This window comes from Janibacter indicus (assembly GCF_900176385.1).
GTDB classification, from domain to species: Bacteria; Actinomycetota; Actinomycetes; order Actinomycetales; family Dermatophilaceae; genus Janibacter; species Janibacter indicus.
On record NZ_FWXN01000006.1, the window covers coordinates 53,860 to 79,972 of the forward strand.

The following is a 26,113-nucleotide window of genomic DNA, read 5'->3' on the forward strand; positions in this document are numbered from 1 at the left end:
AAGGGGCAGTTTCTCGGGTCACCCGAGAATCTCGGGGCCTACGGGAATGCATCGTCACCCCCTGCCGCTAGACTAGTTGAGGATTCAACAAACTGGAGGCGGCAATGCAGTTCGGACTCTTCTCCGTCGGCGACGTGACGATGGACCCCACGACCGGCCGCACGCCGAGCGAGGGCGAGCGGATCAACGCGATGACCCAGATCGCGCTCAAGGCCGAGGAGGTCGGGCTCGACGTCTTCGCCACGGGTGAGCACCACAACCCGCCCTTCGTCCCCTCCGCGCCGACGACCCACCTCGCCTACATCGCCGCCAAGACCGAGCACCTCAAGCTCTCGACCGCGACGACCCTCATCACGACGACCGACCCGGTGCGCATCGCCGAGGACTACGCCTTCCTCCAGCACCTGTCGGGCGGGCGCGTCGACCTGATGATGGGCCGCGGCAACACCGGCCCGGTCTACCCGTGGTTCGGCAAGGACATCCGCCAGGGCATCCCGCTGGCGATCGAGAACTACCACCTGCTCCGCCGCCTGTGGCGCGAGCAGAACGTCACCTGGAAGGGCCAGTTCCGCACGCCGCTGCAGGGCTTCACCGCCACCCCTGCGCCACTGGACGGCGTCGCCCCCTTCGTCTGGCACGGCTCGATCCGGTCCACCGAGATCGCCGAGCAGGCCGCCTTCTACGGCGACGGGTTCTTCCACAACAACATCTTCTGGAACATCGAGCACACCGCCCAGATGGTCGGCCTCTACCGGCAGCGCTTCGAGCGCTACGGCCACGGCGACGCAAGCCAGGCGATCGTCGGGCTCGGCGGACAGGCCTTCATGGCCGACAGCGAGGCCGAGGCCAAGCGGATCTTCCGGCCCTACTTCGACAACGCGCCGGTCTACGGGCACGGGCCCTCGCTCGAGGACTTCACCCGCCAGACGCCGCTGACCGTCGGCACGCCCGAGATGGTCATCGAGCGCACCCTCTCCTTCGCCGACCACGTCGGTGACTACCAGCGCCAGCTCTTCCTCATGGACCACGCCGGCTTGCCGCTCGAGATGGCCCTCGAGCAGGTCGAGATCCTCGGTCGCGAGGTCGTGCCGGTGCTGCGAAGGGAGTTCGAGGCACGTCGTCCCGAGGGCGTGCCGAGCGAGCCGCCGACCCACGCGTCGCTGGCGGCGGAGGGGCCCGACAGCCCGCACCGTAAGGTCGTCACCAGCCCAGTCGCCATCGCCGAGCAGGAGGCGGCAGCGCAGCGCGAGGAGGTCGCCACCCGATGAGCAGGTCCGTCGTCGTCATCACCGCTGGGCTGTCGTCGCCCTCGAGCACCCGGCTGCTCGCCGACCAGCTCGCCGACGCCATGCGCGCTGCCGTGGGCGGGCGCGGCGAGTCGGTCGACGTCGAGTTCGTCGAGCTGCGCGAGCTGGCCGTCGAGATGGCCCAGACAATGGTCTCGGGCAACCGGCCGACGCCCGGCCTGGAGACCGTCCAGGCCAAGGTCGTCGCCGCCGACGGCTTGATCGCCGTCACGCCCGTCTTCACCGCGAGCTACTCCGGCCTCTTCAAGACCTTCGTCGACCTGCTCGACAAGGACGCGCTCATCGGCAAGCCGGTGCTCATCGCGGCCACCGCCGGCACGCCCCGGCACAGCCTCGTGCTCGAGCACGCGATGCGCCCGCTCTTCGCCTACCTGCGCGCGGTCGTCGTGCCGACCGCGGTCTTCGCCGCCACCGAGGACTTCGGTGGCGAAACCGACCTCGAGCGGCGCGTGCACCGCGCGGCGGGCGAGCTCGCCGCCCTGGTCGTCGCCGAGCGCACCGGCGTCGCCGGCTTCGCGCCCACGGGTGACGAGGCGAGCGGCACGCTGGGCCCGGTGACCGACTTCAGCCAGCTGCTGCGCGGGCACGACGGGAGCTGATCCCCCTTCGTCCGGCTGGCGGTCACCTCACGCGCCACACGAATATCGGGTCACCCGGAAAACTGCCCCTTCGCCAGGGTTTCAAACTCTTGCGAAGGGGCAGATTCTCGGGTCACCCGTAAATCATGAGGCGAAGGGGGCACCCCTCACCCCCGCAGTCGCCGGCGAAGGGAGCCGGGCAGGCCGGCCACGGCGGCGACCTCGAGCGCGGTCTTGGGCTCGTAGCCCACGCGCCACAGGCCGCCGTGGGCCGCGGCCTCGCTGAAGAGCTCCTCCGGGTGCGCGCGCTGCGGGGTCTCCCGTACGAGGTCGCGCACGAGCAGCGCCGCCATGAGGGGGCGCACCGTCTCGGGGCGGAAGACCTCGACCCCGAAGTGGTGGGCGCCGCCGTAGGCCGCGCCGAGCACGGGGTTCTTGGTCACCGATCGGGTCCACGTCGCCGGCGCGACGTTGAAGGAGACGGTCTGCCCGGCGCCCTCGGCGGCGACACCCCGCCAGCGCTGCAGCCGCTTGGCGACCGCGTAGTTGGGGCCCTGCTGCGGCACGAGGACGTCGGCGATGCCGGACTCCCCCGCACGGGCGTCGCGGTAGGCCGGCGCGAAGAGCCGCCCGCGGCCCAGCGCGCGGGCCGGCGCCTGCACCCCCTTGAGCGCGAACCCCCGTGCGGCCCAACGGCGCCGGGACTCCTCGACGACCTCCGGCGGCACGACGAAGGCGTCGGTCGGCGTCGCCAGCCAGGCGAGCGCGGTCCGCGCGTCGTCGTCGGTCAGCTCGCCCATGAGCAGGTCCATCGCGGCGCTCACCCGCACGTGCACCCCCGAGTCGGCGTAGGCGTGCATGCCGACGGCGAGCGGCTCGTCGCCGCGCACCCGGCGCACCCACTCCAGGACCTGGCCGGGCTGGTGGACGACGTCGGCGCCGGAGTCGCCCGCAGCGTCGACGGGGAAGGTCAGGGTGCCGGCACCTCGGCTGGCCAGACCCTTCTTGTAGCGCCAGGCGCGGCTGCGCGGCAGGTCGATGGCGAGCACGTCGGCGCCCCACGACAGCAGCGTCTCGAGCGGCCCCATCTCGGCACCGGCCCCGACGAGCAGCGCGCGGTGGCCGGGCAGAGCCAGCCACTCCGGGTGGTCGATGACCTCACCGACCGCCTCGGCGAAGGAGGGCTCGACGAGCCCGGCGTCGACCCAGGCCCCGAGCTGACCGCGCAGCTCCTCGCCGGCGAGCTCGCGACCGCCGACGGGGACGCGCAGCTCGGTGACCGGCTCGGCCGTGCCGCGGACGCTCTCGGTGCCGAAGGGGGCCGCCCCGGTGGGCATCCCCGCGTGCGCCTCGTCGAGGGGCACCTCGCTGCCGGCGTCGTCGACGAGGACCATCCGGCGCCGCATCGAGGCGAGCCCGTCGGCGGCGATCCGGCGCGCGGCCTCGGTCGAGCGGGCGCTGGCGGCGGTGACGTCGTGGACGAGGTCGACGTAGTCGGTACGCCACTCGCGGGCGCCGTCGATGCGCTCGGCGAGCGCGGGGTCGACGCCACGGACCGAGTCCGCGAGCACTCCCTTCGTCGTCGTGGTCGTCGACCGCTTGCCCTGGTCGTCGGCCGGGAAGTGCACACCCGCGGTGGTCTCGTCGCTCATGCCCTCATCCTGTGACGGCGCTCACGTCAGATCAAATGACGTCCACGAGGGACCGCACGACGCTCGCTGCGTCGGTCTCGGCGGTGAGCCGGTCGACGCCCACCCCGGCGTAGAGCGGGGTGTAGCCGGTGTCGCCGCGCTCCCGGCCGTCGGCGTGCTCGGCGCGGGCGGCGTCGGTCATCGCGTCCTCGTCACCGGCCCACCGCTGGACGAAGGGAGTGTCCACCGCCCGCCCGCCGAACTCCCGTGGCCACGCGAGGCCCTGCGCGACGTCGTGCACGCGCGAGTAGCGGGTGACGTCGGCGGCAACGAGCGCGGCCTTGGCTGCGGAGGTGTTGTCCGCCTCGACGCAGGTGAGGAAGGGGGTGCCGCACCACACGCCGGCAGCGCCGGCACCCATGACGCGGGCGACGTCGGCGGCGGTCGTGATGCCGCCGGCAGCGAGCACCGGGCGTTCGGTCGCGGCCAGCGCCATCGCGAGCAGGTCGTCGGTGGCCACCTCGTCACGGCCGTGTCCGCCCCCTTCGCCACCGCGGGCGACGATGATGTCGGCGCGCGCCTCGATCGCCTGCTCGAGATCGGCCGCGTTGCCGACCTGGCAGGCGACGAGCAGGCCCCACTCGTGCAGGCGCCGGACGGGTTCGACGAGGTCGCCGAAGGAGACCGACACGAGCTTGGGCCGCGACAGGCCGGTGAGCGAGGTGATCGCGTCGATCTGCTCGTCGAGCTGCGGCACCCACGCCATGAGCCCGATGCCGAAGGGGGTGGCCCCCTCTCCCGCGATCGCCGCCTGCTCGGCGATCCACTCCGGCGACGAGGTGCCGCGGGCGCCGATCATTCCGAGCCCGCCCGCCGCGGAGACGGCGTGCGCGAGGCGGCCGCCGGCGACGCCGGCCATGGGGGCGCTGATGATCGGGTGGGTCGTGCCGAGCAGGTCGGTGATGGCGAACATGTCCCTCATCATGCTCCGTGCACTCCTAGACTCCGGCCCATGACCCGACGCGCCGCCGCCCTCGCCGCCTCCGCCGTGCTCGCCCTCGCCGGGTGCGGCTCCGACGACGGGTCCGGCGACGACGGGTCGTCCGGTGCCGAAACCACGGCGATCAGCGGCGAGACCGAGTGCCCGCCGGAGGGCGGCGCCGAGGTGCGGGCCACGAGCTTCGAGCAGGCGCCGCCGATGTGCATCGACGAGGCGAAGACCTACACGGCGACGATGACGACCGACGCCGGTGAGGTGACGATCGAGCTCGACGCGAAGCAGGCGCCGAAGTCGGTCAACAACTTCGTCGTGCTCTCGCGCTACAAGTACTACGACGGGCTGACCTTCCACCGGGTCATCAAGGACTTCATGGCGCAGGGCGGCGACCCCTCGGGCGACGGCAGCGGCGGGCCGGGCTACGAGTTCGACGACGAGCTGCCGGAGCAGGGCGACTACGAGATCGGGTCGGTCGCCATGGCCAATGCGGGCGCCAACACCAACGGCTCGCAGTTCTTCATCATCACCGGCGACGCGGGCGTGCAGCTGCCGCCGAGCTACAGCCTCTTCGGCAAGGTGACGCAGGGGATGGACGCCGTGGAGAAGATCGAGGCCGACGGGTCCGCCGGCGACGGCGCCCCCGCCACGGTGCACACCATCGAGAGCGTGACGATCGCGGAGAAGTAGGCCCCGGGCCGAGGACGGAGGAGCCGTGGACGACGTCCTCGTCGAGCGGGTGCTGCGGGCGGTCGAGCTCGTGCCCCGGGGCCGGGTCGTCTCCTACGGCGACCTCGCCGCACTCGTCGGCACCGGCCCGCGCCAGGTCGGCTCGATCATGCGCGTCTACGGCAGCAACGTCACGTGGTGGCGGGTGACCAATGCGTCGGGCGACCTGCCCTCGCACCTGCGGCAGGCGGCCTTCATCGAGTGGGCGGTCGAGGGCATCGAGGTCAAGCCCAATGCGCTCGGCTGCCGGATCCGTGACCACCGGGCAGATCTGGAGGCGCTGGCCGCCGCGTGGGAGGCCGCGGTCACCGACCTGGGGTGAGCGGGGCGCGCGAGCCGATGTATGAGAGTGAGTCCCAGCGCACCGAGGTACCTCAACCGAAGGGAGTCAGCCGCGCTGGTGCCGCATCTGCTCCAGAGCCAGGGCGGCCACCGCCCCGAGCACGAGGACCGCGGCGGGCAGGAGCAGCGACTCGGCGAAGGCGGACGACAGCGCTTTGGCGACCTGCGGGGGCAGGGTTGCGGGACCGGCGGCGGCGCTCCCTTCGCCCGAGCCGAAGCGCTCGGCCGCCTGCGGGCCGAGGTGGGAGGCGATGCGCGCGGACATGAGCGCCGCGATGGCCGCGGACCCGATGACCGAGCCGACCTGGCGGGTCGTGTTGTAGATGCCCGAGCCGGCGCCGGCGAGGTGGATCGGCAGGTTGCGGTTGGCCGTCGTCGCGAGCGGACCCCAGATGCACGCACCCGTGACCCCGATGAAGGTCATCGCGACGCACACCGCGACGATCGACGAGTCGGGGGTCATCAGGCGCGAGAGGACGAAGAGCGTTACGGCAAAGCCGCCCAGGCCCAGCGTCGGCAGCACCCGCGGGTGGATCCGGTCGACGAGCTGGCCGACCGGGCGGGCGAGCGCGATCGAGGCGATGGCCTGCGGGGACATGAGCAGCGCGGCCTCGGTCGGCGTGTAGCCACGCACGCTCTGCAGCCACACGAGCAGCGGGAACATCATCGCCGTCACCGACAGGCCCATCGTCGTGATCGCCAGGTTGGACAGCGAGAAGTTGCGGTCGCGGAAGAGCCCGAGCGGCACGAGCGGCTCGGCCGGCCCTCGCGCCTGCCACACGACGAAGCCGACGAGCACGAGCACCCCGGCGCCGATGAGCATCGGGACGGTGAGCGGCCCGACGATCTGGCCCCAGTCGTGGCCCTCACCCTCCTGCAGGCCGAAGATCACGAGGAAGAGCCCGACCGCCGACAGGCCGACGCCGACCCAGTCCATCTGGTGCGCGTGCTGCTGCAGCCGCGGCACGAGCCGGGCCGCGGCGACGAAGCCGATGATCCCGACGGGCACGTTGATGAAGAAGATCCACTCCCAGCCGGCCGAGTCGAGGAGCAGGCCGCCGAGCAGCGGGCCGACGAGGAAGGCGACGCCCGCGGTCGCACCCCACAGGGCCATCGCGGACCCGCGCCGCGCGGGCGGGAAGGTGCGGGTGATGACGGCCATCGTCTGCGGGGTCATCATCGACGCACCGAGGCCCTGGACGACGCGTGCGCCGATGAGCCAGCCGATGGTCGGGGCGAGCCCGCAGGCGAGCGAGGCGAGGGTGAAGATCGCCAGGCCGGTGAGGTAGAGCCGCTTGGGCCCGAAGCGGTCGCCGAAGCGCCCGGTGATGAGCAGCGGCACCGCGTAGGCGAGCAGGTAGGCGCTCGTCACCCACAGCACCGGCTCGATGCCCGTGTCGAAGGACTCCATGAGCGCCGGCGTCGCGATCGAGACGATCGAGACGTCGACGAGGATCATGAAGAAGCCGACGACCAGGGCCCACAGCGCCGGCCACGGGTTGTCGGGGAACTCGTCGTCGCTGAGCACGGGCGCCTGGCCCGCCTGGGTCGTCATGGGCCCGACGCTACGCCTCGGGCCCGACAGTCCCGCGACCGTCTCGTCGGACCTCGTCGGACCTCGTCAGTCCTCGGCCGCCGCGAGTTCCGCAGCGAGCTCGGCCCAACGATCGCTGAGCTCGTTGAGCTCGGCCATGATCTCCTGCTTGCGTCGGGGGTTGTGGGCAAAGAGTCGCTCGTCGAGCTTCGCCCGCGCCGCCCGGGTGCGCTTGAGCTCCGATTCACCGAGCGCGGTGATCTTCACGACCTTGCGCCGCCCCGACGACGAGATCGCCCGGCTCAGCTCGCTGCGCTGGGGCGGCGCGGGGTCATGGCTGTCGGACCGGGGCGGCCCGATCCACCACACTCACGCCTGAGGCCGGTCGACGTCCTGACCGGTCGCGAGGTCGGCGCACTCGACGGTCTCGGCGTCGCGCCGCCGCAGGTAGTCCGCGGCCCCCCGGTCGCCGTCGAGCTCGGCGACGAGCGGCGCCCAGTGGTCACGGCCGAGGAGCACCGGGTGACCGGGCCTCCCGGAGTACACCGCCCGTCGAAGGGAGCCGCTGCCCACCTCTCCCCCGAGCAGCCGCCGCGCCACCGCCGCGGTGACGTCCGGCAGGTCGACGAGGTGGACCAGGGCGGCATCGGCCCCACCCTCGCCGAGCACACGCAAGCCATGACGAAGGGAGTGACCCACCCCCTTCGCCCAGTCCGGGCACTGCGTCCACGAGGTGCGTGGCAGGTCCAGCTCCGCTTGCTCCCCGCTCGCTCCCAGCACGACGAGCGTTGCGGCACAGCCCCCTTCGTCCAGCACGGACACCGCCCGGGCCAGCCACGAGGTGCCGTCGGGGTCGGTGACGAGGGCCTTGGGCCGGCCCATCCGACGACCGGCGCCGGCGGCGAGGAGGAGTCCGTGGACGAGGGCCATACGGGCAGCCTAAATCTCGAGAGGCAGGGAGCGGGATCGCGCATTGCCCTACGGCAATGCCGTGTGGAGTCCGCATTGCCGTAGGGCAATGCGGACTCCTTGACCGAGTACTGAACGCGGGTTTAGCCTGCTGAACATGAGTTCAGTCGACGATCGCACCGGACGGGCGCGGGTGCGCGATGCCGCGCTCCAGCTCTTCGCCGAGCGCGGCGAGGACGCCGTGACGATGCGGCAGATCGCCGAGCGGGCCGAGGTGTCGCCGGCACTCGTGGTCCACCACTTCGGGTCCAAGGCCGGGCTGCGCGAGGCGGTGGTCGAGCACGTGCGCGCCTGGATGGACGAACTCTTCGACCTGTCGACCGACACCGACCTCGCCGCCGACATGCAGGCCGCCGAGTGGTCGTCCATTGGCGAGATGCTCCAGCAGGCGCTGCCGGAGGGCTCCCCGATCGTGCCCTACCTGCGCCGCATCCTCATGAGTGGTGACCCGCTCGCGACCGAGCTGCTCACCGCGTGGCACCGGCGCACCGTCGAGGTCTTCCGCATCTGGGACGCCGCCGGCAAGCTCGTCGCCGGCCCCGACCCCGAGATGCGCGCGGCGCTGGCGATGTCGTCCGACCTCGGCACCCTCTTCCTCGCCGACCACTGGCGCCAGATCCTCGGCGTCGACCCGCTGCGCGGCGAGGGCCTCGCCCGCTGGGGCGACGAGGCGATGCGCTTCTATGCAGCAATCTTGCCCACACCCGATACAGCCGCAGACGGCGGCATCGGGACCCCACCCCCTTCGTCCGAGGAGTCCGCATGAGCGACGCCGTCATCCATGCCGAGGGCCTGCACAAGACCTATGGCAGCACCCACGCCCTCGACGGTCTCGACCTGCACGTCGAGGCCGGCGAGGTGCACGGCTTCCTCGGCCCCAACGGTGCCGGCAAGTCGACGACGATCCGGGTCCTGCTCGGCCTGACTCGCGCCGATGCCGGCCGGATCACCGTGCTCGGCGGCGACCCGTGGCGCGATGCCGTCGCGCTGCACCGCCGGCTGGCCTACGTGCCGGCCGGCGTCACACTCTGGCCCGGCCTGACCGGCGGCCAGTGCATCGACGTCCTCGGGCGGGCGCACGGCGGCCTCGACGAAGGGCGTCGCCGTGATCTCGTCGAGCGCTTCGACCTCGACACCCGCAAGCGGACCCGCGACTACTCCACCGGCAACAAGCAGAAGGTCTCGCTCATCTCCGCCCTAGCCGCCGACGTCGACCTGCTGCTGCTCGACGAGCCGACCTCCGGCCTCGACCCGCTCATGGAGCAGGTCTTCCAGGAGGTCGTCCGCGAGCGCGTCGCCGGCGGCACGACCGTGCTGCTCTCGAGCCACATCCTCGGCGAGGTCGAGGCGCTCGCCGACCGGGTGAGCATCATCCGCGCCGGCCGCACGGTGACGACCGGCACGCTGGCCGACCTGCGCCGCAGTACGAGCAGCCGGGTCCACGCGGTCACCGACTCCTCCCCCGGGCTCACCGGGCTCGACGGCGTCACCGCCCTGGACGAAGGGAGTGTCGACGGCCGCGTCGAGACCCGCTGCCACGTCGAGGCGCACGCCGTCTCCGACGTCGTCGGGCGGCTGCACGCCGCGGGCGTGCACACCCTGACGATCCAGCCGCCGAGCCTGGACGACCTCTTCCTTGAGCAGTACCGGGTGTCGGCATGAGCATCGCCGGGGTGGGGACCAGCCTGCGGGTGCAGTGGCGCACCGGGTGGAAGGTCGTGCTCGCCTGGGTCCTCGGCCTCACCGCGGTCGTGCTGCTCACGACGACCTCGATCACCGGCCTCTACGACACCCCCGACAAGCTGCGCTCCTACGCCGAGACCACGGCGGGCCCCGGCATGCGGGTGCTCAACGGCGACGTCGCCGGCACCGACACCCTCGGCGGGGTCCTCGTCAACGAGCTCGGCTTCGTCGTCGCCTTCGCCATCCCGCTCCTCGCGACCGCGCTGACCGTCCGCGGCACCCGTCGCGAGGAGGAGGCCGGGCGGCTCGAGCTGCTCCTCGCCTCCCGCGTGGGGCGACAGGCACCGCTCGTCGCGGCGATCGGTCTCGCCCTGGCCGCCCTCGTGGGTGTCGGGGTGCTCTCGGCCCTGGCCTTCCTCGCCGCCGACGCCGACCCCACCGGTTCCCTCGTCTACGGCGCGGCCCTCGCCTGCCTCGGCGCGGTCCACGTCGGGGTCGCCGCCGTCGCTGCCCAGGCCTTCGGGCACGGGCGCACCGTCTGGGCGGCGAGCCTGGCGGTCGCCCTGGTCTCCTACCTCGTCCGTGGCGTCGGCGCCGTCGACAGCACGTGGGTGCTGTGGCTCAGCCCGCTCGGCTGGTACGACGAGGTGGCGGCCTTCGGGGAGACGCGAGCGCTCCCCTTCGTCCTGAGCCTGGCCACCGCCGCGCTGCTCATCGCCGCCGCCCTCCGCCTCTCGACCCGCCGCGACGTCGGCGGCTCGCTCGTCGCCCCCCGCACCGGGCCGCGCCGGGCGAGCGCCGGGCTCGTCGCACCCCTGGGCCTCGCGCTGCGCGAGCACCGCACGGTGACGCTCGGCTGGGCGGTGCTCGTCGCCGTGCTCATGGGCACCTACGGCTCGCTCATGCAGACGGTCATCGACGCGATCACCGGCAACCCCGACCTCGAGGTGTGGATCGGCGGGGACACGAGCAGCATCGTCGAGCCGATGGCCGCGATGTTCGTCCTGCTGCTGTCGATGCTCGTCGGCGGCTACGTGCTCCAGTCGCTCGGGTCGTTGCGCGGCGAGGAGACCTCAGGCCGCCTCGAGCTGCAGCTGAGCGAAGCCCGGAGCCGGACCGCCTGGCTGGCCCCGCACCTGCTCGTCGTCGCCGGCGGGACCCTCGTCGTCGGCGCCGCCGGCGCCATCGCCCTCGCGGTGAGCACCGCTGCGGCACTGGGCGACTCGTCCTGGGTGCCCACCCTCGTCACGGCCGCCGCCCAGCACCTGCCGGTCATGCTCCTGCTCGGTGGACTCTCGCTCGCCCTCTTCGGCTGGGTCCCGCGGTGGCAGCCGGCCGTCTGGGCGGTCTTCGCCGTGGCCGCGGTCATCGGCTACATGGGCCCGGGGCTCGACCTACCTGCGGGGCTGGTCGAGTGGGCCCCCTTCGGCCTCGTCGGCAACGTCCCGGCGGAGGCGGTCGACGTCACCGGGTCGGTCGTCGCCGGGGTCGGCGGACTGGCCCTCGCTGTGCTCGGCGTCGTCGGCTTCCGCCGCCGGGACGTCCCGCACCGCTGACGGGTCCTTGCCCGACCGCTCCTCGCTCACGCGGTCCTCGCCGGACCGGTCCGAGCCCTGCGCGGAGGGGCCCCCTGCGCCCCTCCGCGCACGCTCGGCGTCCTGGTCCTGGCGGCGCCGGATCTCGGCCCGGGCCAGGAAGAGGCCGGCGAGGATCGGGAGGATGTACTTCGCGTGGTCGAGGATCCAGACGAGCCACCCGGGCGCGGTCCAGTCCGGCCACGGGATCGCGGGCAGGTCGATCGAAGGCCACGGGATGCTCGGCAGGCCGAGGTCCGGCATCGGGATGCTCGGCAGGTCCCAGTCGGGCCACGGGATCGACACGACGAAGCGGGCCGCGAGCGCGGCGAGCAGGATCGGGATGACGACCTTGCCCACCCCGGCCGCGACGTGCCGGGCAGCGTAGAGCCGCGGCCTGGCCCGCATCCGCTCCTCACGTACCGCGGCCGGCGACCCCGGCTCGGGCACGAGGTCGAGCCCGCCGACGCCGACCTGGGCCTTGGCCTCCGCGGCCGAGCGGTCTCCCTCGAACCACGTCGCGCGGACCGGCTTGCTCAGGGTGGTGAAGCGAGCGCGCACGGCACCGACCTCGTCGGCGAGCTCGTGGCCCTCGTCCGCGACGAGGTAGAGGTTGTCGGCCGTGGAGGACCTCGCGGTGGCCAGCTCCTCGTCGTCGACCCACCACGTCGCCGAGTTGCTCCAGCCGTCGCCGACGGAGGTCTCGACGCGGTGCCGACGCCCGTCGATGACCATCTCGTAGACCTGACTGCCTCCCATGACGACGAGGCTACGAAGAGGCCGGTGGACGGCACATCGGCCGAAGGTCGCTCCCTTCGTCAGCCTTTGGGACAGGATCGGTCAGGGCCGGTGCGCCTCCCCCGGCCGCGGCCGCACCGGCCCTAGGTTGCTGGGAAACCGACTCCGAGGTGCCCCGTGAAGATCAACAACGACCCGGTCTACGTCAAGCGACGTCGTGTCGCCATGGCCGTGCTCATCGTCGTGCTCATCGTCCTCGTCGTGTGCATCGGCCGGCTCGTCGGCGGCGACGAGACCGCCTCCGCCGGCACGCCCCAGCAGGTGGCCGCCCCCGCGAAGCGCGCGGCCCCGGCCAAGGTCGAAAAGGCGGCGCCCGCGGTCAAGCCGGCGCAGAAGCAGGGCAAGGAGGCCGCACCCGCCGACTCGTCGATGGTGCGCATCCAGCGGCTCACCGGCGCCATGACGCCCAAGTCGGTCGTCGCCTCGCCCACGGGTCACGTCTTCGCGCAGAACATGATGTACAGCCACTCGGTCACCGCGCTCACCCCCGACGGCGCCATCGAGAAGACGATCTCGGACGCGGTGAAGCTCTCCGACTTCGGGGTCAAGGGCCACCCGGGCACGAGCAAGGGCGCGCCGGTCGAGATGGCCTTCAGCCCCGACGGCAAGACCGCGTGGGTGAGCAACTACGCGATGTACGGCGAGGGCTTCTCCCCCGAGGGTGCCGACGCGTGCACCGGCCCCGAGGGCATCTCCGACAGCTACCTCTACAAGATCGACACCGACAGCCTGGAGATCAAGGACGTCGTGCGGGTCGGCGCCGTGCCCAAGTACGTCGCGGCGACCCACGACGGCAGCAAGGTCCTGGTGACCAACTGGTGCTCCATGGACCTCGACGTCGTCGACACGGCGAAGGGAGAGGTCGTCACCACGATCCCCATCGACGGCAAGCACCCCCGCGGCATCGCCATCACGCCCGACGACAAGGTCGCCTTCGTCGCCGTCATGGGCTCGGACAAGACGGTGCGGGTCGACCTCGAGTCCGGCAAGGTCAGCGACTTCGCCGCGACCGGCGACGGACCGCGCCACCTGCTCGTCTCGCCCGACGGCTCGAAGCTCTACATCTCCAACAACGGCGCGGGTACCGTGAGCGAGGTGGACGCCACGACCGGCAAGACCCTGCGCGAGGTGCAGGTCGGGTCCGAGCCGCGCTCGATGGCGATCAGCCCCGACGGCGGCGCGATCTACGTCGGCAACTACGGCAGCAGCACGGTGAGCAAGATCCGGACCAAGGACTTCGAGGTCGTGCAGACCGAGAAGACCGACGCGCTGCCCATCGGCATCACCTACGAGCCCACGAAGAAGCGCGTGTGGGTCGCCAGCTACGGCGGCTCGATCATCGTCTTCGACGACTCGCGGACCCTGTGAGGACCGCGCCATGAGGGCCGCGCTCGTCCTCAACCCCTCGAAGGGGGGCTGGGAGCGCGCGCTCGAGGCGGTAGTCGCCGCGGCCCAGGCGGCCGGCTGGCCGGACCCCGACGTCCACCTGACGACCCGCGACGACTGCGGTCACGGCCAGGCCCGCGCCGCGGTCGAGGCCGGCGCCGAGCTCGTCGTCGCGGCCGGCGGCGACGGCACCGTGCGGCACGTCGCCCACGCCCTCGGCGGCACCGGGGTCGACCTGGGCATCGTGCCGATCGGCACGGCCAACCTCCTCGCCCACAACCTCGACCTGCCGCGCACCGTCGAGGGGGCCGTCGAGGTCGCGCTGACCGGCCGCGCCCGACCCGTGGACCTGGGCATCGCGCGGGTCGACGACGAGGCGAGGGACCTCCCCTTCGTCGTGCTGGCGGGGATGGGCCACGACGCGGCGACGGTGGCGGCGACCAACCCGACCCTCAAGGAGCGCATCGGCTGGCCGGCCTATGTCGCGCCGGCGGCGGTCAAGGCGCTGCGGCGCCCGGTGCCGGTGACGGTCCGTCACGACGACGGCGAGGCCGAGCACCTGCGGGTGTGGAGCGTCCTCGCAGCCAACTGCGAACGGGTGCGGGCCGGCGTGCGGATCGCGCCGGGCGGGCTCGTCGACGACGGGCTCTTCCACGTGCTCGAGGTGACGGTGCGACGTCCCGGGCAGTGGCTCGGCGTCGCGGCGAAGGGGGTCTTCCGCCTCCCCGGTGACGTCGCCGGCCTGGCGACCCGCGCGTCGCGGGAAGTCGAGGTGACGAGTGAGCAGCCGCTGCACGTGCAGCTCGACGGTGACGTGGTCGGCCCGGCCCGGCGACTGCTCGTGCGGTGCGAGGAGCACGCGCTGGCGATCCGCGTCGCGGGCTGAGCACCACTGCCCGCGGGCAGCGGGCCCCCAGCGGCTGGGTCGATGCGGCGGCCGACAGGAGCACGAAGGACAGGCCCGCCAGGGTTCGGCTTGACGCTGCGCCAACCCTCCTCGCCGTCCGCTCGATGCGCAGCCACCCCCCCTTCATCCTGCGGCAGGTAGGGTCGGGCGACATGAACCCGGGTTCAGGACAGGAGCGGCGATGAGTGCGGGAGCGGTGCGTGAGGAGGACGCCTTCGACGTGGCGCGGGTGAGCGCGTGGCTGCGCGAGCACGGCGACCCGGAGGTCGTCGGGGTGCTGGAGGGCGAGCCGGAGGTGCGGCAGTTCGACTCCGGGGCGTCCAACCTCACCTACGAGCTGCGCTGGCCCACCGGGGCGCTCGTGCTGCGTCGCCCACCCCACGGGGCCCTCGGCGGCAGCGCGCACAACATGCACCGCGAGCACGACCTGCAGGCGGCGCTGCACCCCGTCTTCCCCCACGTGCCGCGGATGGTCGGGCTGTGCACGGACCCCGAGGTCCTCGGCAGCGACTTCTACGTCATGGACAAGCTCGAGGGCACGATCCTCGGCCGCGACCTGCCCGACGGCGTCACCCTCACCCCCGAGCAGGCCACCGCCCTGTGCGAGGCCGCGCTGGCGACGCTCGTCGAGCTGCACGAGGTCGACGTCACCGCCGTGCCGCAGCTCGCGGCCCTCGACCGCGGCGACGGCTACGTCCACCGCCAGGTCGAAGGGTGGTCCTCCCGCTACCGCGCAGCGGCGACCGACGATGTCCCGGACTTCGAGGACGTCATGGCCTGGCTGGCCGAGCACGAGCCGGCCGATCGGCCGCATGCCTTGATCCACAACGACTTCCGCCTCGACAACCTCGTCCTCGACGCTGCCGACCCGACGCGCGTCGTCGGGGTCCTCGACTGGGAGCTGGCGACCGTCGGCGACCCGCTCATGGACCTCGGCGGGGCCCTCGCCTACTGGGCCCAGGCCGACGACGACGCGACGATGCGCTCCCTTCGCCTGCAGCCGACGCACCTGCCGGGCATGCTCACCCGCGCCGAGATCGTCGAGCGCTACTGCGCCGCACGGGGACTCGAGGTGAGCGCTCGGGAGTGGGCCTTCTACGAGGTCTTCGGCCTCTTCCGCCTCGCAGGCATCGCCCAGCAGATCTACGCCCGCTACGTCTCCGGCGCCACGACCAACCCGCGCTTCGCGGCCTTCGGACCGATGGTCACCTATCTCGACGCCCGCTGCCGCGCCCTCATCGGCTGATCCCCCTTTCGCCCCACACCCAGGAGTCCGCATGACCTTCACGACCCTCATCACCGGCGCCAGCTCCGGCCTCGGCGCCGAGATGGCCCGCCAGTTCGCCGCGCTCGGCCACGACCTGGCGCTCACCGCGCGCCGCACCGACCGGCTCGACGAGCTCAAGGCGCAGATCCTCGCCGCCCACCCCGGTCGCCGGGTCGAGACCTATGCCCTCGACGTCACCGACGACGACGCCGTCACCGCCGTCTTCGACCAGGCGAAGGGGGACTTCGGCCGCCTCGACCGGGTCATCGTCAACGCCGGACTCGGCAAGGGCGCGCCCTATGGCAAGGGCAGCCACTACGCCAACCGGCAGACCATCGAGACCAATGTGCTCGGCGCCGCGATCCAGACCGAGGCCGCGATGGCGATCTTCCGCGAGCAGAAGGCCGGCCACCTCGTGCTCATCGCCTCGGTCACCGCGCTGCGCGGCATGCCGAAGTCGATGACGACCTATGGCGCCTCCAAGGCCTTCCTCGCCTCGCTCGGCGAGGGCATCCGCAGCGAGATGATCGGCAAGCCCGAGCTCCACATCGACGTCACCGTCCTCTACCCGGGCTACATCCGCTCGGAGATGAACGAGAAGGTCGAGCAGAAGACGAAGTTCATGGTCGACACCGAGACCGGCGTGCGCGCGATGGTCGTCGCCATCGAGGGCCGCAAGGCCAAGGCGCTCGTCCCCGCCAAGCCCTGGGTCGCCGTCGGCTCCGCGATGAAGGTGCTGCCGCTCTCCGTCGTGCGCAAGATGCTCTGACGCCCGACTCTGCATTGCCCTACGGCAATGCGGCCTCCCGGCCGACCTGAATCTGCATTGCCCTACGGCAATGCAGACTCACGTCTGGCGGGTGGTGGCGAGGCGGATGGTGAAGTCGTCGATGGCGTCGGCGAGGCCGGGCCCTTCGAGGACCCCGAGGGTGGCGCCGAGGTCGAAGGCCGCCATCGTCAGGTGACGGGCGAGGCTCGCGAGGTCGTCGGCGCTCGACTCGAGGTCGGTGACACCGGGGCGCACCTGGGTCGCGACCCCGTAGGCCGCGGGGACGCGGCGGCGCACCGCCCCGACGTCGGCGGTCAGGCGCACCCGCACCCGGTGGGCATAGCCGGCCCGGGTCACCGCCCGCCGCACGTGCTCGACGGCATCGGGCGACGGCCGCGGCCGGAAGCGGAAGGTCGACGCCCGCACCCCCGACATCCGGTCGAGGCGGAAGGTGCGCCAGTCCTCCCTTCGCCCGTCCCACGCGAGCAGGTACCACCGCCGACCGGTCGCGACGAGGCGATAGGGCTCGACGTCGCGATCGCTCACCTCGCCCGAGCGCCCCGTGTAGCCGAAGCGCACCCGCACGTGGTCACGCACCGCGTGGGCGAGGACGACGAGCACGCCGGTGTCGACGTCGTCGGTCGCGCCGGGCAGCAGGGCGGTGGCGTCGGCGAGCGCCGCCACCTCGCCGCGCAGCCGCGGCGGCATCACCTGGTCGAGCTTGGTCAGGGCCCGCACGGCGGGTTCGCCGATCGCCGAGATCCCCTGTGCGCCAACGCGAAGTGCCACCGTCACGGCCACGACCTCGTCCTCCTCGAGGAGCAGCGGCGGCATCCGCCCGCCGCTGCCGAGCCGGTATCCGCCGCCGACCCCGGGCGTCGCCTCGACGGGATAGCCGAGCTCGCGCAGCCGCTCGACGTCGCGCCGCAGGGTGCGGGTGGTCACCCCCAGCAGCTCGACGAGCTCCGGCCCGGTCCACACCGACCGGGTCTCGAAGAGCCCCAGCAGGCGCAGCGCACGTTCGGTCGTCTCGGCCATGCCCACCATCATCCGCCGGATTGGTGACAGAAAGTGTCCGCAATGCCGTGGACAGTGGATTCCGGGCGAAGGGAGGTCCCTCCCTTCGCGGCACGAGCAGCGAGACTTCGACCGCAAGGAGCACGCCATGTACACACCGGCCGTCCACGACGAGATCACCGGCTACGCCGAGTACGTCGACCAGCAGCTCGAGAGCCTGCGCGCCAGCGCCCACGGCCTCACCGAGGAGCAGGCTCGCCTCACCCCGACCCGCTCAGCACTGTCTATCGGCGGGATCATCAAGCACACGAGCTATGTCATCGCCGCGCCGGACGACAAGGAGGCGCGCGTCGAGGAGGGCGGCGAGATCACCGAGGACGCCTACGCGGCCTTCATGGACACCTTCGCCCTGCGCGCCGACGAGACCCTCGCCGAGACGATCGCGACCTTCGACCGACGCCGGGTCGCGGTCGTCGAGTGGATCCGCAGCAGCGACCCGAGCGCGGAGCAGACCGTCCCGCCGGCCCCGTGGTACGGCCTGATGGACTCCTCGCAGGCCGCGATGCGCTACTCCTTCGGCCACTTCATCGAGGAGCTCGCCCGGCATGCGGGCCACGCCGACATCATCCGCGATCAGATCGACGGCGCGACCTCGCTCGAGCTGGTCCTCGCCGACACGGGCCGCCCGGCGACCCCCTTCGCCCAGCCGTGGTCACCGAAGGAGCCGGCGACGGCATGATGGGCAGGTGCGCATCACCGGCCTGACCATCACCAGCCCCGACGTCGCCGCCACGCAGGACGCCTGGCGGCGACTCGGCACGCTCGACCGCGAGATCGAGGTCACGCCGGGCGAAGGGGGCCTGGCCGCCGTCGTCCTCGGCGTCGACGACGTCGCGGCGACCGAACGCCTGCTCCAGCGGCGCGGCCTCGACGGTGACGCCGGCGGCTTCGACCTCGGCGGGCTGACCTGGCGACTCGCCCCCTTCGTCGAGGGCGAAGGGAGCCCCAGCAGCACCGACCTCGTCCTCGACCACGTCGTCGTGCGCACCGGTGACGCCGAGCGGGCCGCCGCCGACCTCGGCGCGCGCGTCGGCCTCGACCTGCGGCTGGACCGGCGCCTGACGGAGCACGGCTTCCGCGGGCTCTTCTTCCGCTGCGGCGACGCGGTCGTCGAAGTCGCCGCGCCGATCGAGCCAACGGGCGAGCCCGACAGCTTCGGCGGCCTCGCCTGGCGGTCCGCCAACATCGAGGCCACCCGCGAGCGCCTCGTCGCAGGCGGCGTCGAGGTCTCCGAGGTGCGCACGGGCCGCAAGCCCGGCACCCGCGTGGCGACCGTCCGCGACCGGGCCCTGGGCACCCCGACCCTGCTCATCGAGCAGGGCTGACCGTCACCCTTCGCGCCTGCCCGCCCGGGTGCAGACCGAGGGCATGGCCACGGACGCACGGCCCCTGCTCGCCGGCATCGTCGCCGACCGGCTGCACGAGCTCGGCTGCGACATCCCGCGCGCGCTCGACGTGCCCTCCCTGCGGACCGGCATCAGCGCGATGACCGTCGCCCTCATGGCCTACCTGGCGAAGGGGGCCTGACCTCCCCGGACGTGCCGGAGGCGGTGTCGGAGGCCCCGACCACGGTCGGGAAGAGGCGGGCCAGGGTCTCGTCGAGATCCGGGACGACGCGGCTCTGCGTCGGGTCCGACGCCGCCCGACCCACGTCTCGGTCCTGCTGGCCGTGAAGCAGCCGGAGGTACGACACCTGACGTGAGTCGAGCACGGTCGGCAGGTGCCGGTGCAGCACCGCGTGACTACGGGCGGACGAGGGGAAGCTCGTCCTGCCGGTGCCGTCGTGATGCCCGACGAAGGCCAGGCCCATCGAGACCATCGCCTGCACCGTCACCCCGAAGTCGGCCAGGGCTCCGTCGGTGTAGCGAGCGGTGAGGCCACGACCGAAGCTCACCGCGAACCCGTCGTGGGCCAGGGTGACGAGCGGCAGCAGCCGGTCGAGGTAGTCGGTGGCGAGCAGGTCGTCGTCGTCGACGCGCACCCAGGCGAGCGGCCCGGCAGGCACACCGCGGGCCCGCAGGTCGTCACGGATCGCGCCGATGCGCCCCTTCCACCCGCCGACCGGGTCGAGGACGAGCGCCGGGTTGGCCTCGGCCGCGGCACGAAGGGGGTCCAGCCACCGGTCGGGCAGGTCGGGACTGTGCTGCACGATGTGCCGGTAGCCGTGCCGCTCGTGGAAGCGCTGGTACACCGGCACCGCCCACTCGAGGAAGATCTGCTGGCGCGGCGCCATCCGCTCGGGGGCCCAGAGCCGGTCGCGGTACTCCGCGGCGTCCACCTGGGAGAGGCGCCAGTCCGGGCTCTCCGGCTGGAAGAGGCTGTAGCGGGTCACCCCGTAGACGGGCGGCACCACGTCCTGCGCTGCGCCGGCGCGAGCCCGCAGCAGCTCCTCCCCGAGCTCGGCGATCCGCTCGGCCCGCTCCCGCGAGCGCGCAGCGTGGTACTGCGCCTTGGCTTGCCAGTCCTGCTCCCCCATGGTCCATCCCCGTCGTTCGTTCGCGCTTCCCCGACCACGTCCACCACGCAGCCGCCGTCACCGTACTGCCACCGCCCCGCCCGCCGCGGACGCCGCACCGTGTCCCCCGTCGCATTTCCTTGAGGTCGGGCGATTTGGTTGGTTGCCTCATGCAGGCATATAGTTGATGGGTGCACACAACCACCTCCACCGTCGCAGTTCATCTGCAGGAGACCCTGGGCCAGGTCTTCGGGCTCTTCTCCAAGATGATCGCGCGCCGGCAGGCGACCGACCCCCAGGCGATGAGTCGCACCGACTACGCCCTCCTCGGGTCGCTCGCGCACTGCCCCACCGAGGCCGGCATCCGCATCTCGAAGCTCGCGGAGACCCTTGGCCACGACCTGTCGACGATCAGCCGGCGGGTCACCCACCTCGAGTCGCACGACCTCCTCGAGCGACTGCCCGACCCGAGCGACGGCCGGGCCTCGACCGTCCGCCTGACCGCCGCCGGTCACGACGCGCTCACCGACGAGCGCTCGGCCCGCACCGGCCTCCTCGGCCGGATGCTCGCCGACTGGCCGGTCGACGACCTCGAGGAGCTCGACCGTCTCCTCAGCCGACTGGCCACCGATCTTGCCGCCGAGGCGCACCCGGCGACGCACCCCCCTTCGCCCCTCCAGACCACCGGAAGGACCGCCCCGTGAGCTCCACCACGGCATCCGCCCCCTACACGTTGAGCACGGAGAACAAGCGCGTCTTCGCCGGCCTCATGCTCGGCATGCTCGTCGCCTCCGTCAGCCAGACCATCGTCGGTCCTGCCCTGCCCCGGATCGTCTCCGAGCTCGGCGGCATGGACCACTACAGCTGGGTCGCCACCGCGGCCATGCTCGTCTCGGCCGTCACCGTCCCGATCGTCGGCAAGTTCTCCGACCTCTACGGCCGGCGCGGCTTCTACCTCGGCGGCATCGTCGTCTTCATGATCGGCTCGCTCATCGCCGGCTTCTCCCAGTCCTTCTGGATGCTCGTCGCCGGCCGTGCCGTGCAGGGCCTCGGCATGGGCACGCTGATGCCGCTGTCGCAGACGATCATCGGCGACATCATCCCGCCGCGGCAGCGCGGCAAGTACCAGGGCCTGATGGGCGCGGTCTTCGGTGTCACCTCGGTCGCCGGACCGCTCCTCGGTGGCGTCATCACCGACCACCTCGGCTGGCGCTGGCTCTTCTTCGTGTCGCTGCCCATCGGCCTGATCGCCCTCTTCTTCATCGCACGCTTCCTCCACGTGCCGCACACGCCGCGCAAGGCGCCGATCGACTACCTCGGCATCACCACCCTCTCGACCGGTCTCGTCGCGCTGCTGCTCGCCGTCTCCTTCGGCGGGTCGAGCTGGGCCTGGGGCTCCACCGAGTCGATCAGCCTCTTCGTCCTGAGCGTCGTCGCCCTCACCGCCTTCGTCCTCGTCGAGCGCAAGGCCGTCGAGCCGGTGCTGCCGCTGCGCCTCTTCGCCAACCGGGCGATCAGCCTGAGCCTGGTCTCCGCCTTCGGCGTCGCGATCGTCATGTTCGGCGCGATCATCTACATCCCGGTCTTCGCCCAAGGCGTCATCGGCGTCAACGCGACCAACTCCGGCCTGATCCTCATGCCGCTCATGCTCGGCTTCATCATCTGCGGCATCCTCACCGGGATGCTCATCACCCGCACGGGCAAGTACCTGCCCTTCATGCTCACGGGCATCGCGGTCATGTCGGTCGGCGTCTTCCTGCTCACCCGCCTCGACCACACCGCCACGAGCCTCCAGCTCACCGAGGCGATGGTCGTCCTCGGTATCGGCCTCGGCATGGCGATGCAGCAGTACACCCTCGTCGTGCAAAATGCTGTCTCCCGCTCCGACATGGGCGTCGCCACCGCGTCGACCCAGTTCTTCCGCAACGTCGGCTCGACCGTGGGCATCGCGATCTTCGGCGCGGTCATGTCCAGCGGTCTGCAGGAAAAGATCGCCTCGCACCTGCCCGGCGGCATGCCCGCGCAGGCCGGCGGTCACATGGACGCCGGGGCGGTGCTCGACCCGAGCGCCCTGGCCAAGCTGCCCCCGGCCGTCGCCGACGCCGTCCGCTGGGGTCTGGCCGACAAGCTGACCGACGCCTTCGCGCTCGGCCTACCGATCCTCGCGGTCGTCTTCGTCGCGACGCTCTTCATCCCCAACACCCCGCTGCGCGAGACCAACGACGACCACCCGGTCGGAGACGCCGGCCAGCAGGTGCTCGACGCCTCTGCGTCGGAGTCCGGTGAGAGCGACCACCGCACCACGCGCGAAGGGGGCGCCGCCGCCAGCCAGTCCACCGAGCCGGGCGCGTCGGTCGACTCGGACCTGGCCGGCGCGCGCCGGGGCTGAGACCCGGTAGGCGGGTCCGGGGACCCTGTCGCGGGGAGGCCAGCGGCCGACCCGGGCCCCTACGCCACTGCTCCGTCCTCTGGGCCGACCCGAGGTACGGAGCAGTGGCGTATGCAGCCAACGGACCTGCAGAGTCAGCGGCAGCCGGCCCGCCACGAGCCGACCCAGAGGCTCGGAGGGTCAGCCCGGCGGGGCGATCGGCAGGCTCCGCCCGCTGACGAAGCGCCGCTCGCGCCCGTCGACCGGGTCGACGAGCTCGAGGGTGCTCGCGAGCAGCTGCAGCGGCGTCGAGAAGTCGTCGACCGACACGTCGAGCACCTCGGGGTAGAGCGGGTCACCGACGATCGGGAGGCCCAGGCCGTGCAGGTGCAGCCGCAGCTGGTGGGTTCGCCCGGTGTGGGGCGTCAGCCGGTAGACGGCGAGGTCCCCGGCGACCGACTCAACCTCGATGTCGGTCACCGCGTTGACCGGGGCGTCGGGGACGACCTGTGCCTGCCACACCCCGCGCGTCTTGGCGATGTGGTTGCGCACCGTGAGCGGGAAGGCCAGGTCGTCACGCCGGGGCGCGAGCGCCTCGTAGGTCTTGCGGACCCGGCGGTGCTCGAAGAGCGTCTGGTAGGGCCCGCGCCACCGCCGCTCGGTCGCGAGCAGGAGCACGCCAGAAGTCACGCGGTCGAGCCGGTGCAGCGGGGTGAGCTCCGGCAGACCGAGCTCGTCGCGCAGGCGCACCGTGACGCTCTGCATGACGTGCCGCCCACGCGGGATCGTCGAGAGGAAGGGCGGCTTGTCGACGACGACGAGTCGCTCGTCACGGTGCAGCACCGTGATCTCGCCAGGCACCGCGGGCTCCTCGCGCAGGTTGCGGTGGAACCACACGAAGGTGTGCGGCCGGTAGGCGTCGTCGGCCAGCAGCACCGAAGCGTCGTCGTAGACGAAGCGCTCGTCGGCCAGCATCCCGTCGACGTCCACCCCTTCGGGCGAGGTGTCGCGCAGCCAGTGGCCCATCGTCGACCACGGGCGCGGCCGGCCGTGGTCGTGGTCGGGGGTGCGCACCCAAGCCGCGCCGAGGCCGTGGCGCGCGGGCAGGGGCGAGCGAGGCGGCACGGGCTGGACTCAGCCGGCCAGCGGGTGCGCGCGCCGCTCGCCGGAGCGGCGCACCAGCCACAGGACGAGGCCGATGACGAAGGTCACGAAGCCCACGCACCCGAGGGCGCACCCGATGGGCAGCGGCACCCACGCATTGCCCTGGGCGTGCAGGACGAAGCCCGCGGTGCACTCGACGGCGTACTCGCCGCTCTCGTCGGCGTCGACCGTCATCACCCGGTAGAGGTCACCGGAGCCCAGGTCGATGGGCGCCGTCGGGTAGCCGTTGTTGGTCTCTCGCCCTCCGGGGCCCTCGACGGTGCACCTCGCCTGCTCGGACTCGGAGAAGACCCGAGTGCTGTCACCGGCCTCCAGCTGAACGGTCTGGGACTCGGTCTGCAGCGGGAGCGACTCGACGTCGTGCGCCTCCTTGACCATCAGACCCATCGCGAGGGCCCACGAGCCGATCGCGAGCAGCACCAGCAGCCCGCCGATGATCATCGTCCAGGGACGGCGCCGGGCCGGAGCGGTCGAAGGATCAGGAGAGGCAGCCATGCGGCGCACCCTACGTGCCCGTCCACCCGGGCGGAATGTTTGATTTTCAACTACTGTTGACCCAGGTGACCATCAACCGAAGGAGCACCAGATGCCCGCCGTGACCGTCGACAACATCCTCGCCCTCCCCCGCGTCACCCAGCCGGCACCCGAGGCGATCTCCCGCCCGGTGCTGTCGGTGAGCACCGCGCCCAAGGGCTTCGAGGGCGAGGGCTTCCCAGTCCGCCGCGCCTTCGCCGGCGTCGACATGGCGCGCCTGGACCCCTTCATCCACATGGACCAGATGGGCGAGGTCGAGTACGCCCCGGGCGAGGCGCGCGGCACCAGCTGGCACCCGCACCGCGGCTTCGAGACCGTCACCTACATCGTCGACGGCACCTTCGCCCACGAGGACACCCACGGGGGCGGCGGCCTGATCACCGACGGCGACACCCAGTGGATGACCGCCGGCTCCGGGCTGCTGCACATCGAGGCCCCGCCGGAGGAGCTCGTCGTGAGCGGTGGCGTCTTCCACGGGCTCCAGCTGTGGGTCAACCTGCCGAGCCACCAGAAGATGTCCGACCCCAGGTACCAGGACATCCGCTCGGGTCAGGTCGGCCTGCTCTCCAGCCACGACGGCGGCGCGCTGCTGCGGGTCATCGCCGGTGAGCTGGACGGCCACGAGGGCCCGGGCATCACGACGACACCGATCTCGATGATCCACACCACGGTCGCCCCTGACGCGCGGCTGCACATCCCGTGGCGCGAGGACTTCAACGGCCTGGCCTACGTGCTCTCCGGCCGGGGCACCGTCGGTCCCGACCGGCGCCCGATCCGCGAGGGCCAGCTCGCGGTCTTCGGCGCCGGTGGCGCCCTGGAGATCACCGCCGACGACCGCCAGGACTCGCGCAGCCCCTCGCTCGAGGTCGTCCTCCTCGGTGGGCGCCCGATCCGCGAGCCCGTCGCCGCCTACGGCCCCTTCGTCATGAACACCCGCGAGGAGCTCGTCACCGCCTTCGAGGACTTCCAGGCCGGCCGCCTCGGCGTCATCCCCAAGACGCCGAAGGTGCGCCCCGCCCTCGAGATCGCCGAGGCGATGGCGCAGGGCGGACACCCCGGCCACGACGTCCTCTGAGGCGTGCCGCTCCCCCCTTCGTCGGCCCCCTGACTCCCGACGAAGGGGGGCGCACCCCACCGGGCGCGTCGCCGCAGCGATGTCGCACCCGTGGGTGAGGATGATCGGGTGACCAGCCCGTCGGCGACCCGTCAGGCGGCCTCGGCCGATGCGGCCCGGCCCGCGACGAAGGGGGGAGGATCCCCCCTTCGCCACTGGCCGTGGGCGCTGGTCGCGGTGGCCCTCCTCGCCCTGGTCGAAGTCGGCTGGTCGGCGACCGCCTCCTATCCCGAGCACGCCGGCTCGTGCGCCGAACCCGGCTGCAAGGTCGCGGCCGGCCACCGGGTCCTCGCCCACTGGGGCGGCATCGCCGCCGCCGGCCTCGCGCTCGCCGTGGGGCTGATCGCCTGCCTGCGCTCACGCTCGACGCAGCCGACGACCTTCCCCGCCCGGCTGTCCCCGATGTGGCACGGCACGGTCGTCGGGATCGTCGTCATGGTGCTGGCGACCTTCACGCTGTGGCCGACGGTGCGCGTCGGCATGCTCAGCCCGCCGCTCGGGGTCGCCGTCCTCGCCGTCGAGTGGGTGCTGCTCGCCGTGGCCCTCGACCGCATGCACCTGACCGCCCGGCCCGCGAGCGCCCCGCGCCGCCGGCTGCTCCAGTCCCTCGCGGTGGCGGCGGCCGTCGTCGTCCTCGAGGTGGCGCTGCCGCTCGTCTCGCCCTTCCGGGCGCTGTCGGCCGGCATGCTGCAGATCGCGCTCGTCCAGGCCGGTCTCGCGCTGGCGCTCACGACCTGGCTGTCGCTGCGCGACCCGGCCGGTCACGGCGACGCCCACGGCGAGCGGCGCACCGCCCAGCTCGCGGCACTGGGCATGCTTGTCGTGGTCGTGACGATCTCGGTGACCGGGCTGCACCTGGGCCCGGGCAGCGCCGAGCGCTTCGGCCGGGACCTGGCCGATCTCGTCCAGCCCTGGTAGCCGGCGACCACAAGG

27 protein-coding genes are annotated in these 26,113 nt (G+C 72.5%); 18 read left to right on the plus strand and 9 right to left on the minus strand.

The annotated features are described in order from the left end of the window. Positions 1 to 104 precede the first annotated feature (104 nt). Entirely contained in the window at positions 105 to 1,268 is a 1,164-nt protein-coding gene (locus B9B60_RS08290) for an LLM class flavin-dependent oxidoreductase (RefSeq protein WP_084450839.1), read from the plus strand. Continuing rightward, the gene (locus tag B9B60_RS08295; protein WP_084450841.1) at positions 1,265 to 1,906 is read left to right on the plus strand and encodes an FMN reductase; all 642 of its coding nucleotides are present in this window, start codon (positions 1,265 to 1,267) and stop codon (positions 1,904 to 1,906) included. The genes B9B60_RS08290 and B9B60_RS08295 overlap by 4 nt, the downstream gene beginning before the upstream one ends. 146 nt (positions 1,907 to 2,052) lie before the next feature. Here the strand turns inward: B9B60_RS08295 and B9B60_RS08300 are convergent, their stop codons facing one another. Further along, on the minus strand, positions 2,053 to 3,537 hold the full coding sequence (locus tag B9B60_RS08300) for a hypothetical protein (RefSeq protein WP_084450843.1): 1,485 nt from the start codon (positions 3,535 to 3,537) through the stop codon (positions 2,053 to 2,055). 31 nt (positions 3,538 to 3,568) lie between these two features. Continuing rightward, positions 3,569 to 4,489, minus strand: coding sequence for an NAD(P)H-dependent flavin oxidoreductase (locus tag B9B60_RS08305; RefSeq protein WP_143445505.1), 921 nt, complete (start codon positions 4,487 to 4,489; stop codon positions 3,569 to 3,571). A gap of 39 nt (positions 4,490 to 4,528) precedes the next feature. Here B9B60_RS08305 and B9B60_RS08310 point away from each other — a divergent pair, with 39 nt between their 5' ends. Both B9B60_RS08310 and B9B60_RS08315 read left to right on the plus strand, forming a co-directional pair. Next, entirely contained in the window at positions 4,529 to 5,200 is a 672-nt protein-coding gene (locus B9B60_RS08310; protein ID WP_084450846.1) for a peptidylprolyl isomerase, read from the plus strand. Between the two features lie 25 nt (positions 5,201 to 5,225). Beyond that, positions 5,226 to 5,561 (plus strand): MGMT family protein, encoded by a 336-nt coding sequence (locus tag B9B60_RS08315; protein WP_084450848.1) that lies wholly within the window; start codon positions 5,226 to 5,228, stop codon positions 5,559 to 5,561. Positions 5,562 to 5,627: 66 nt separating this feature from the next. On the opposite strand, the gene B9B60_RS08320 is transcribed toward B9B60_RS08315, so the two are convergent. The 3 genes from B9B60_RS08320 to B9B60_RS08330 all read right to left on the minus strand — a co-directional run bounded on the left by B9B60_RS08320 (position 5,628) and on the right by B9B60_RS08330 (position 8,045). Continuing rightward, positions 5,628 to 7,136 carry a DHA2 family efflux MFS transporter permease subunit gene (locus tag B9B60_RS08320; protein WP_084450850.1) on the minus strand — a complete coding sequence of 503 codons (1,509 nt, stop codon included), beginning with the start codon at positions 7,134 to 7,136 and terminating at the stop codon, positions 5,628 to 5,630. A 66-nt stretch (positions 7,137 to 7,202) separates the two neighbouring features. Further along, positions 7,203 to 7,382, minus strand: coding sequence for a hypothetical protein (locus tag B9B60_RS08325; protein WP_084450852.1), 180 nt, complete (start codon positions 7,380 to 7,382; stop codon positions 7,203 to 7,205). Between the two features lie 102 nt (positions 7,383 to 7,484). Next, positions 7,485 to 8,045 (minus strand): nucleotidyltransferase family protein, encoded by a 561-nt coding sequence (locus tag B9B60_RS08330; RefSeq protein ID WP_084450853.1) that lies wholly within the window; start codon positions 8,043 to 8,045, stop codon positions 7,485 to 7,487. Positions 8,046 to 8,181: 136 nt separating this feature from the next. Between B9B60_RS08330 and B9B60_RS08335 the strand changes: the two genes are divergently transcribed. The 7 genes from B9B60_RS08335 to B9B60_RS08370 all read left to right on the plus strand — a co-directional run bounded on the left by B9B60_RS08335 (position 8,182) and on the right by B9B60_RS08370 (position 16,468). Continuing rightward, entirely contained in the window at positions 8,182 to 8,850 is a 669-nt protein-coding gene (locus tag B9B60_RS08335; RefSeq protein ID WP_084450855.1) for a TetR/AcrR family transcriptional regulator, read from the plus strand. Continuing rightward, positions 8,847 to 9,746, plus strand: coding sequence for an ABC transporter ATP-binding protein (locus B9B60_RS08340; protein WP_084450857.1), 900 nt, complete (start codon positions 8,847 to 8,849; stop codon positions 9,744 to 9,746). Before B9B60_RS08335 ends, B9B60_RS08340 begins: the two co-directional genes overlap by 4 nt. After that, positions 9,743 to 11,323 (plus strand): ABC transporter permease, encoded by a 1,581-nt coding sequence (locus tag B9B60_RS08345; RefSeq protein WP_084450859.1) that lies wholly within the window; start codon positions 9,743 to 9,745, stop codon positions 11,321 to 11,323. Before B9B60_RS08340 ends, B9B60_RS08345 begins: the two co-directional genes overlap by 4 nt. 933 nt (positions 11,324 to 12,256) lie before the next feature. Beyond that, positions 12,257 to 13,507, plus strand: coding sequence for a beta-propeller fold lactonase family protein (locus B9B60_RS08355; protein WP_084450863.1), 1,251 nt, complete (start codon positions 12,257 to 12,259; stop codon positions 13,505 to 13,507). A 10-nt stretch (positions 13,508 to 13,517) separates the two neighbouring features. Then, a complete protein-coding gene (locus tag B9B60_RS08360) occupies positions 13,518 to 14,411 on the plus strand; it encodes a diacylglycerol/lipid kinase family protein (RefSeq protein WP_084450864.1) in 894 nt (297 codons plus the stop codon). Positions 14,412 to 14,613: 202 nt separating this feature from the next. Beyond that, complete coding sequence (locus tag B9B60_RS08365; RefSeq protein WP_084450865.1) at positions 14,614 to 15,678, plus strand: phosphotransferase family protein; 1,065 nt, start codon at positions 14,614 to 14,616, stop codon at positions 15,676 to 15,678. A 31-nt stretch (positions 15,679 to 15,709) separates the two neighbouring features. Beyond that, positions 15,710 to 16,468 (plus strand): SDR family oxidoreductase, encoded by a 759-nt coding sequence (locus tag B9B60_RS08370; RefSeq protein ID WP_084450867.1) that lies wholly within the window; start codon positions 15,710 to 15,712, stop codon positions 16,466 to 16,468. A gap of 78 nt (positions 16,469 to 16,546) precedes the next feature. Here B9B60_RS08370 and B9B60_RS08375 read toward each other — a convergent pair whose 3' ends face one another. Then, positions 16,547 to 17,506 carry a helix-turn-helix transcriptional regulator gene (locus B9B60_RS08375; RefSeq protein WP_084450868.1) on the minus strand — a complete coding sequence of 320 codons (960 nt, stop codon included), beginning with the start codon at positions 17,504 to 17,506 and terminating at the stop codon, positions 16,547 to 16,549. A gap of 127 nt (positions 17,507 to 17,633) precedes the next feature. On the opposite strand from B9B60_RS08375, the gene B9B60_RS08380 reads away from it, so the two are divergent. Genes B9B60_RS08380 through B9B60_RS17140 form a run of 3 tightly spaced genes read left to right on the plus strand, consistent with a single transcriptional unit; the run spans position 17,634 to position 19,072 of the window. Continuing rightward, positions 17,634 to 18,224: a mycothiol transferase gene (locus B9B60_RS08380; protein ID WP_084450870.1), complete on the plus strand. Its 591-nt coding sequence runs from the start codon at positions 17,634 to 17,636 to the stop codon at positions 18,222 to 18,224. Between the two features lie 7 nt (positions 18,225 to 18,231). Next, on the plus strand, positions 18,232 to 18,870 hold the full coding sequence (locus B9B60_RS08385; protein ID WP_084450872.1) for a VOC family protein: 639 nt from the start codon (positions 18,232 to 18,234) through the stop codon (positions 18,868 to 18,870). A 43-nt stretch (positions 18,871 to 18,913) separates the two neighbouring features. After that, positions 18,914 to 19,072 (plus strand): hypothetical protein, encoded by a 159-nt coding sequence (locus B9B60_RS17140; protein WP_159451176.1) that lies wholly within the window; start codon positions 18,914 to 18,916, stop codon positions 19,070 to 19,072. Here B9B60_RS17140 and B9B60_RS08390 read toward each other — a convergent pair. Next, the gene (locus B9B60_RS08390) at positions 19,044 to 20,021 is read right to left on the minus strand and encodes a glycosyltransferase (protein ID WP_084450873.1); all 978 of its coding nucleotides are present in this window, start codon (positions 20,019 to 20,021) and stop codon (positions 19,044 to 19,046) included. The two genes, B9B60_RS17140 and B9B60_RS08390, sit on opposite strands and share 29 nt — an antisense overlap. A gap of 170 nt (positions 20,022 to 20,191) precedes the next feature. On the opposite strand from B9B60_RS08390, the gene B9B60_RS08395 reads away from it, so the two are divergent. Next, positions 20,192 to 20,704: a MarR family winged helix-turn-helix transcriptional regulator gene (locus tag B9B60_RS08395; protein ID WP_084450875.1), complete on the plus strand. Its 513-nt coding sequence runs from the start codon at positions 20,192 to 20,194 to the stop codon at positions 20,702 to 20,704. After that, positions 20,701 to 22,389 carry an MDR family MFS transporter gene (locus tag B9B60_RS08400; RefSeq protein ID WP_268766714.1) on the plus strand — a complete coding sequence of 563 codons (1,689 nt, stop codon included), beginning with the start codon at positions 20,701 to 20,703 and terminating at the stop codon, positions 22,387 to 22,389. Before B9B60_RS08395 ends, B9B60_RS08400 begins: the two co-directional genes overlap by 4 nt. A 180-nt stretch (positions 22,390 to 22,569) precedes the next feature. On the opposite strand, the gene B9B60_RS08405 is transcribed toward B9B60_RS08400, so the two are convergent. Continuing rightward, entirely contained in the window at positions 22,570 to 23,493 is a 924-nt protein-coding gene (locus tag B9B60_RS08405) for a pseudouridine synthase (RefSeq protein ID WP_084450877.1), read from the minus strand. 9 nt (positions 23,494 to 23,502) lie between these two features. After that, the gene (locus tag B9B60_RS08410) at positions 23,503 to 24,027 is read right to left on the minus strand and encodes a hypothetical protein (RefSeq protein ID WP_143445507.1); all 525 of its coding nucleotides are present in this window, start codon (positions 24,025 to 24,027) and stop codon (positions 23,503 to 23,505) included. A gap of 91 nt (positions 24,028 to 24,118) precedes the next feature. Between B9B60_RS08410 and B9B60_RS08415 the strand changes: the two genes are divergently transcribed. Next, positions 24,119 to 25,141 carry a pirin family protein gene (locus B9B60_RS08415; protein ID WP_084450880.1) on the plus strand — a complete coding sequence of 341 codons (1,023 nt, stop codon included), beginning with the start codon at positions 24,119 to 24,121 and terminating at the stop codon, positions 25,139 to 25,141. A gap of 108 nt (positions 25,142 to 25,249) precedes the next feature. After that, positions 25,250 to 26,098: a hypothetical protein gene (locus B9B60_RS08420; RefSeq protein WP_084450882.1), complete on the plus strand. Its 849-nt coding sequence runs from the start codon at positions 25,250 to 25,252 to the stop codon at positions 26,096 to 26,098. Positions 26,099 to 26,113 lie beyond the last annotated feature (15 nt).

Excerpts from the sequence above, each read along its gene's own strand:
- B9B60_RS08290 (WP_084450839.1), top strand. The coding sequence starts at position 105 with ATGCAGTTCGGACTCTTCTCCGTCGGCGACGTGACGATGGACCCCACG.
- B9B60_RS08295 (WP_084450841.1), top strand. The coding sequence starts at position 1,265 with ATGAGCAGGTCCGTCGTCGTCATCACCGCTGGGCTGTCGTCGCCCTCG.
- B9B60_RS08300 (WP_084450843.1), bottom strand. The coding sequence starts at position 3,537 with ATGAGCGACGAGACCACCGCGGGTGTGCACTTCCCGGCCGACGACCAG.
- B9B60_RS08305 (WP_143445505.1), bottom strand. The coding sequence starts at position 4,489 with ATGTTCGCCATCACCGACCTGCTCGGCACGACCCACCCGATCATCAGC.
- B9B60_RS08310 (WP_084450846.1), top strand. The coding sequence starts at position 4,529 with ATGACCCGACGCGCCGCCGCCCTCGCCGCCTCCGCCGTGCTCGCCCTC.
- B9B60_RS08320 (WP_084450850.1), bottom strand. The coding sequence starts at position 7,136 with ATGACGACCCAGGCGGGCCAGGCGCCCGTGCTCAGCGACGACGAGTTC.
- B9B60_RS08330 (WP_084450853.1), bottom strand. The coding sequence starts at position 8,045 with ATGGCCCTCGTCCACGGACTCCTCCTCGCCGCCGGCGCCGGTCGTCGG.
- B9B60_RS08335 (WP_084450855.1), top strand. The coding sequence starts at position 8,182 with ATGAGTTCAGTCGACGATCGCACCGGACGGGCGCGGGTGCGCGATGCC.
- B9B60_RS08340 (WP_084450857.1), top strand. The coding sequence starts at position 8,847 with ATGAGCGACGCCGTCATCCATGCCGAGGGCCTGCACAAGACCTATGGC.
- B9B60_RS08345 (WP_084450859.1), top strand. The coding sequence starts at position 9,743 with ATGAGCATCGCCGGGGTGGGGACCAGCCTGCGGGTGCAGTGGCGCACC.
- B9B60_RS08360 (WP_084450864.1), top strand. The coding sequence starts at position 13,518 with ATGAGGGCCGCGCTCGTCCTCAACCCCTCGAAGGGGGGCTGGGAGCGC.
- B9B60_RS08365 (WP_084450865.1), top strand. The coding sequence starts at position 14,614 with ATGAGTGCGGGAGCGGTGCGTGAGGAGGACGCCTTCGACGTGGCGCGG.
- B9B60_RS08370 (WP_084450867.1), top strand. The coding sequence starts at position 15,710 with ATGACCTTCACGACCCTCATCACCGGCGCCAGCTCCGGCCTCGGCGCC.
- B9B60_RS08375 (WP_084450868.1), bottom strand. The coding sequence starts at position 17,506 with ATGGCCGAGACGACCGAACGTGCGCTGCGCCTGCTGGGGCTCTTCGAG.
- B9B60_RS08380 (WP_084450870.1), top strand. The coding sequence starts at position 17,634 with ATGTACACACCGGCCGTCCACGACGAGATCACCGGCTACGCCGAGTAC.
- B9B60_RS17140 (WP_159451176.1), top strand. The coding sequence starts at position 18,914 with ATGGCCACGGACGCACGGCCCCTGCTCGCCGGCATCGTCGCCGACCGG.
- B9B60_RS08390 (WP_084450873.1), bottom strand. The coding sequence starts at position 20,021 with ATGGGGGAGCAGGACTGGCAAGCCAAGGCGCAGTACCACGCTGCGCGC.
- B9B60_RS08410 (WP_143445507.1), bottom strand. The coding sequence starts at position 24,027 with ATGGCTGCCTCTCCTGATCCTTCGACCGCTCCGGCCCGGCGCCGTCCC.
- B9B60_RS08415 (WP_084450880.1), top strand. The coding sequence starts at position 24,119 with ATGCCCGCCGTGACCGTCGACAACATCCTCGCCCTCCCCCGCGTCACC.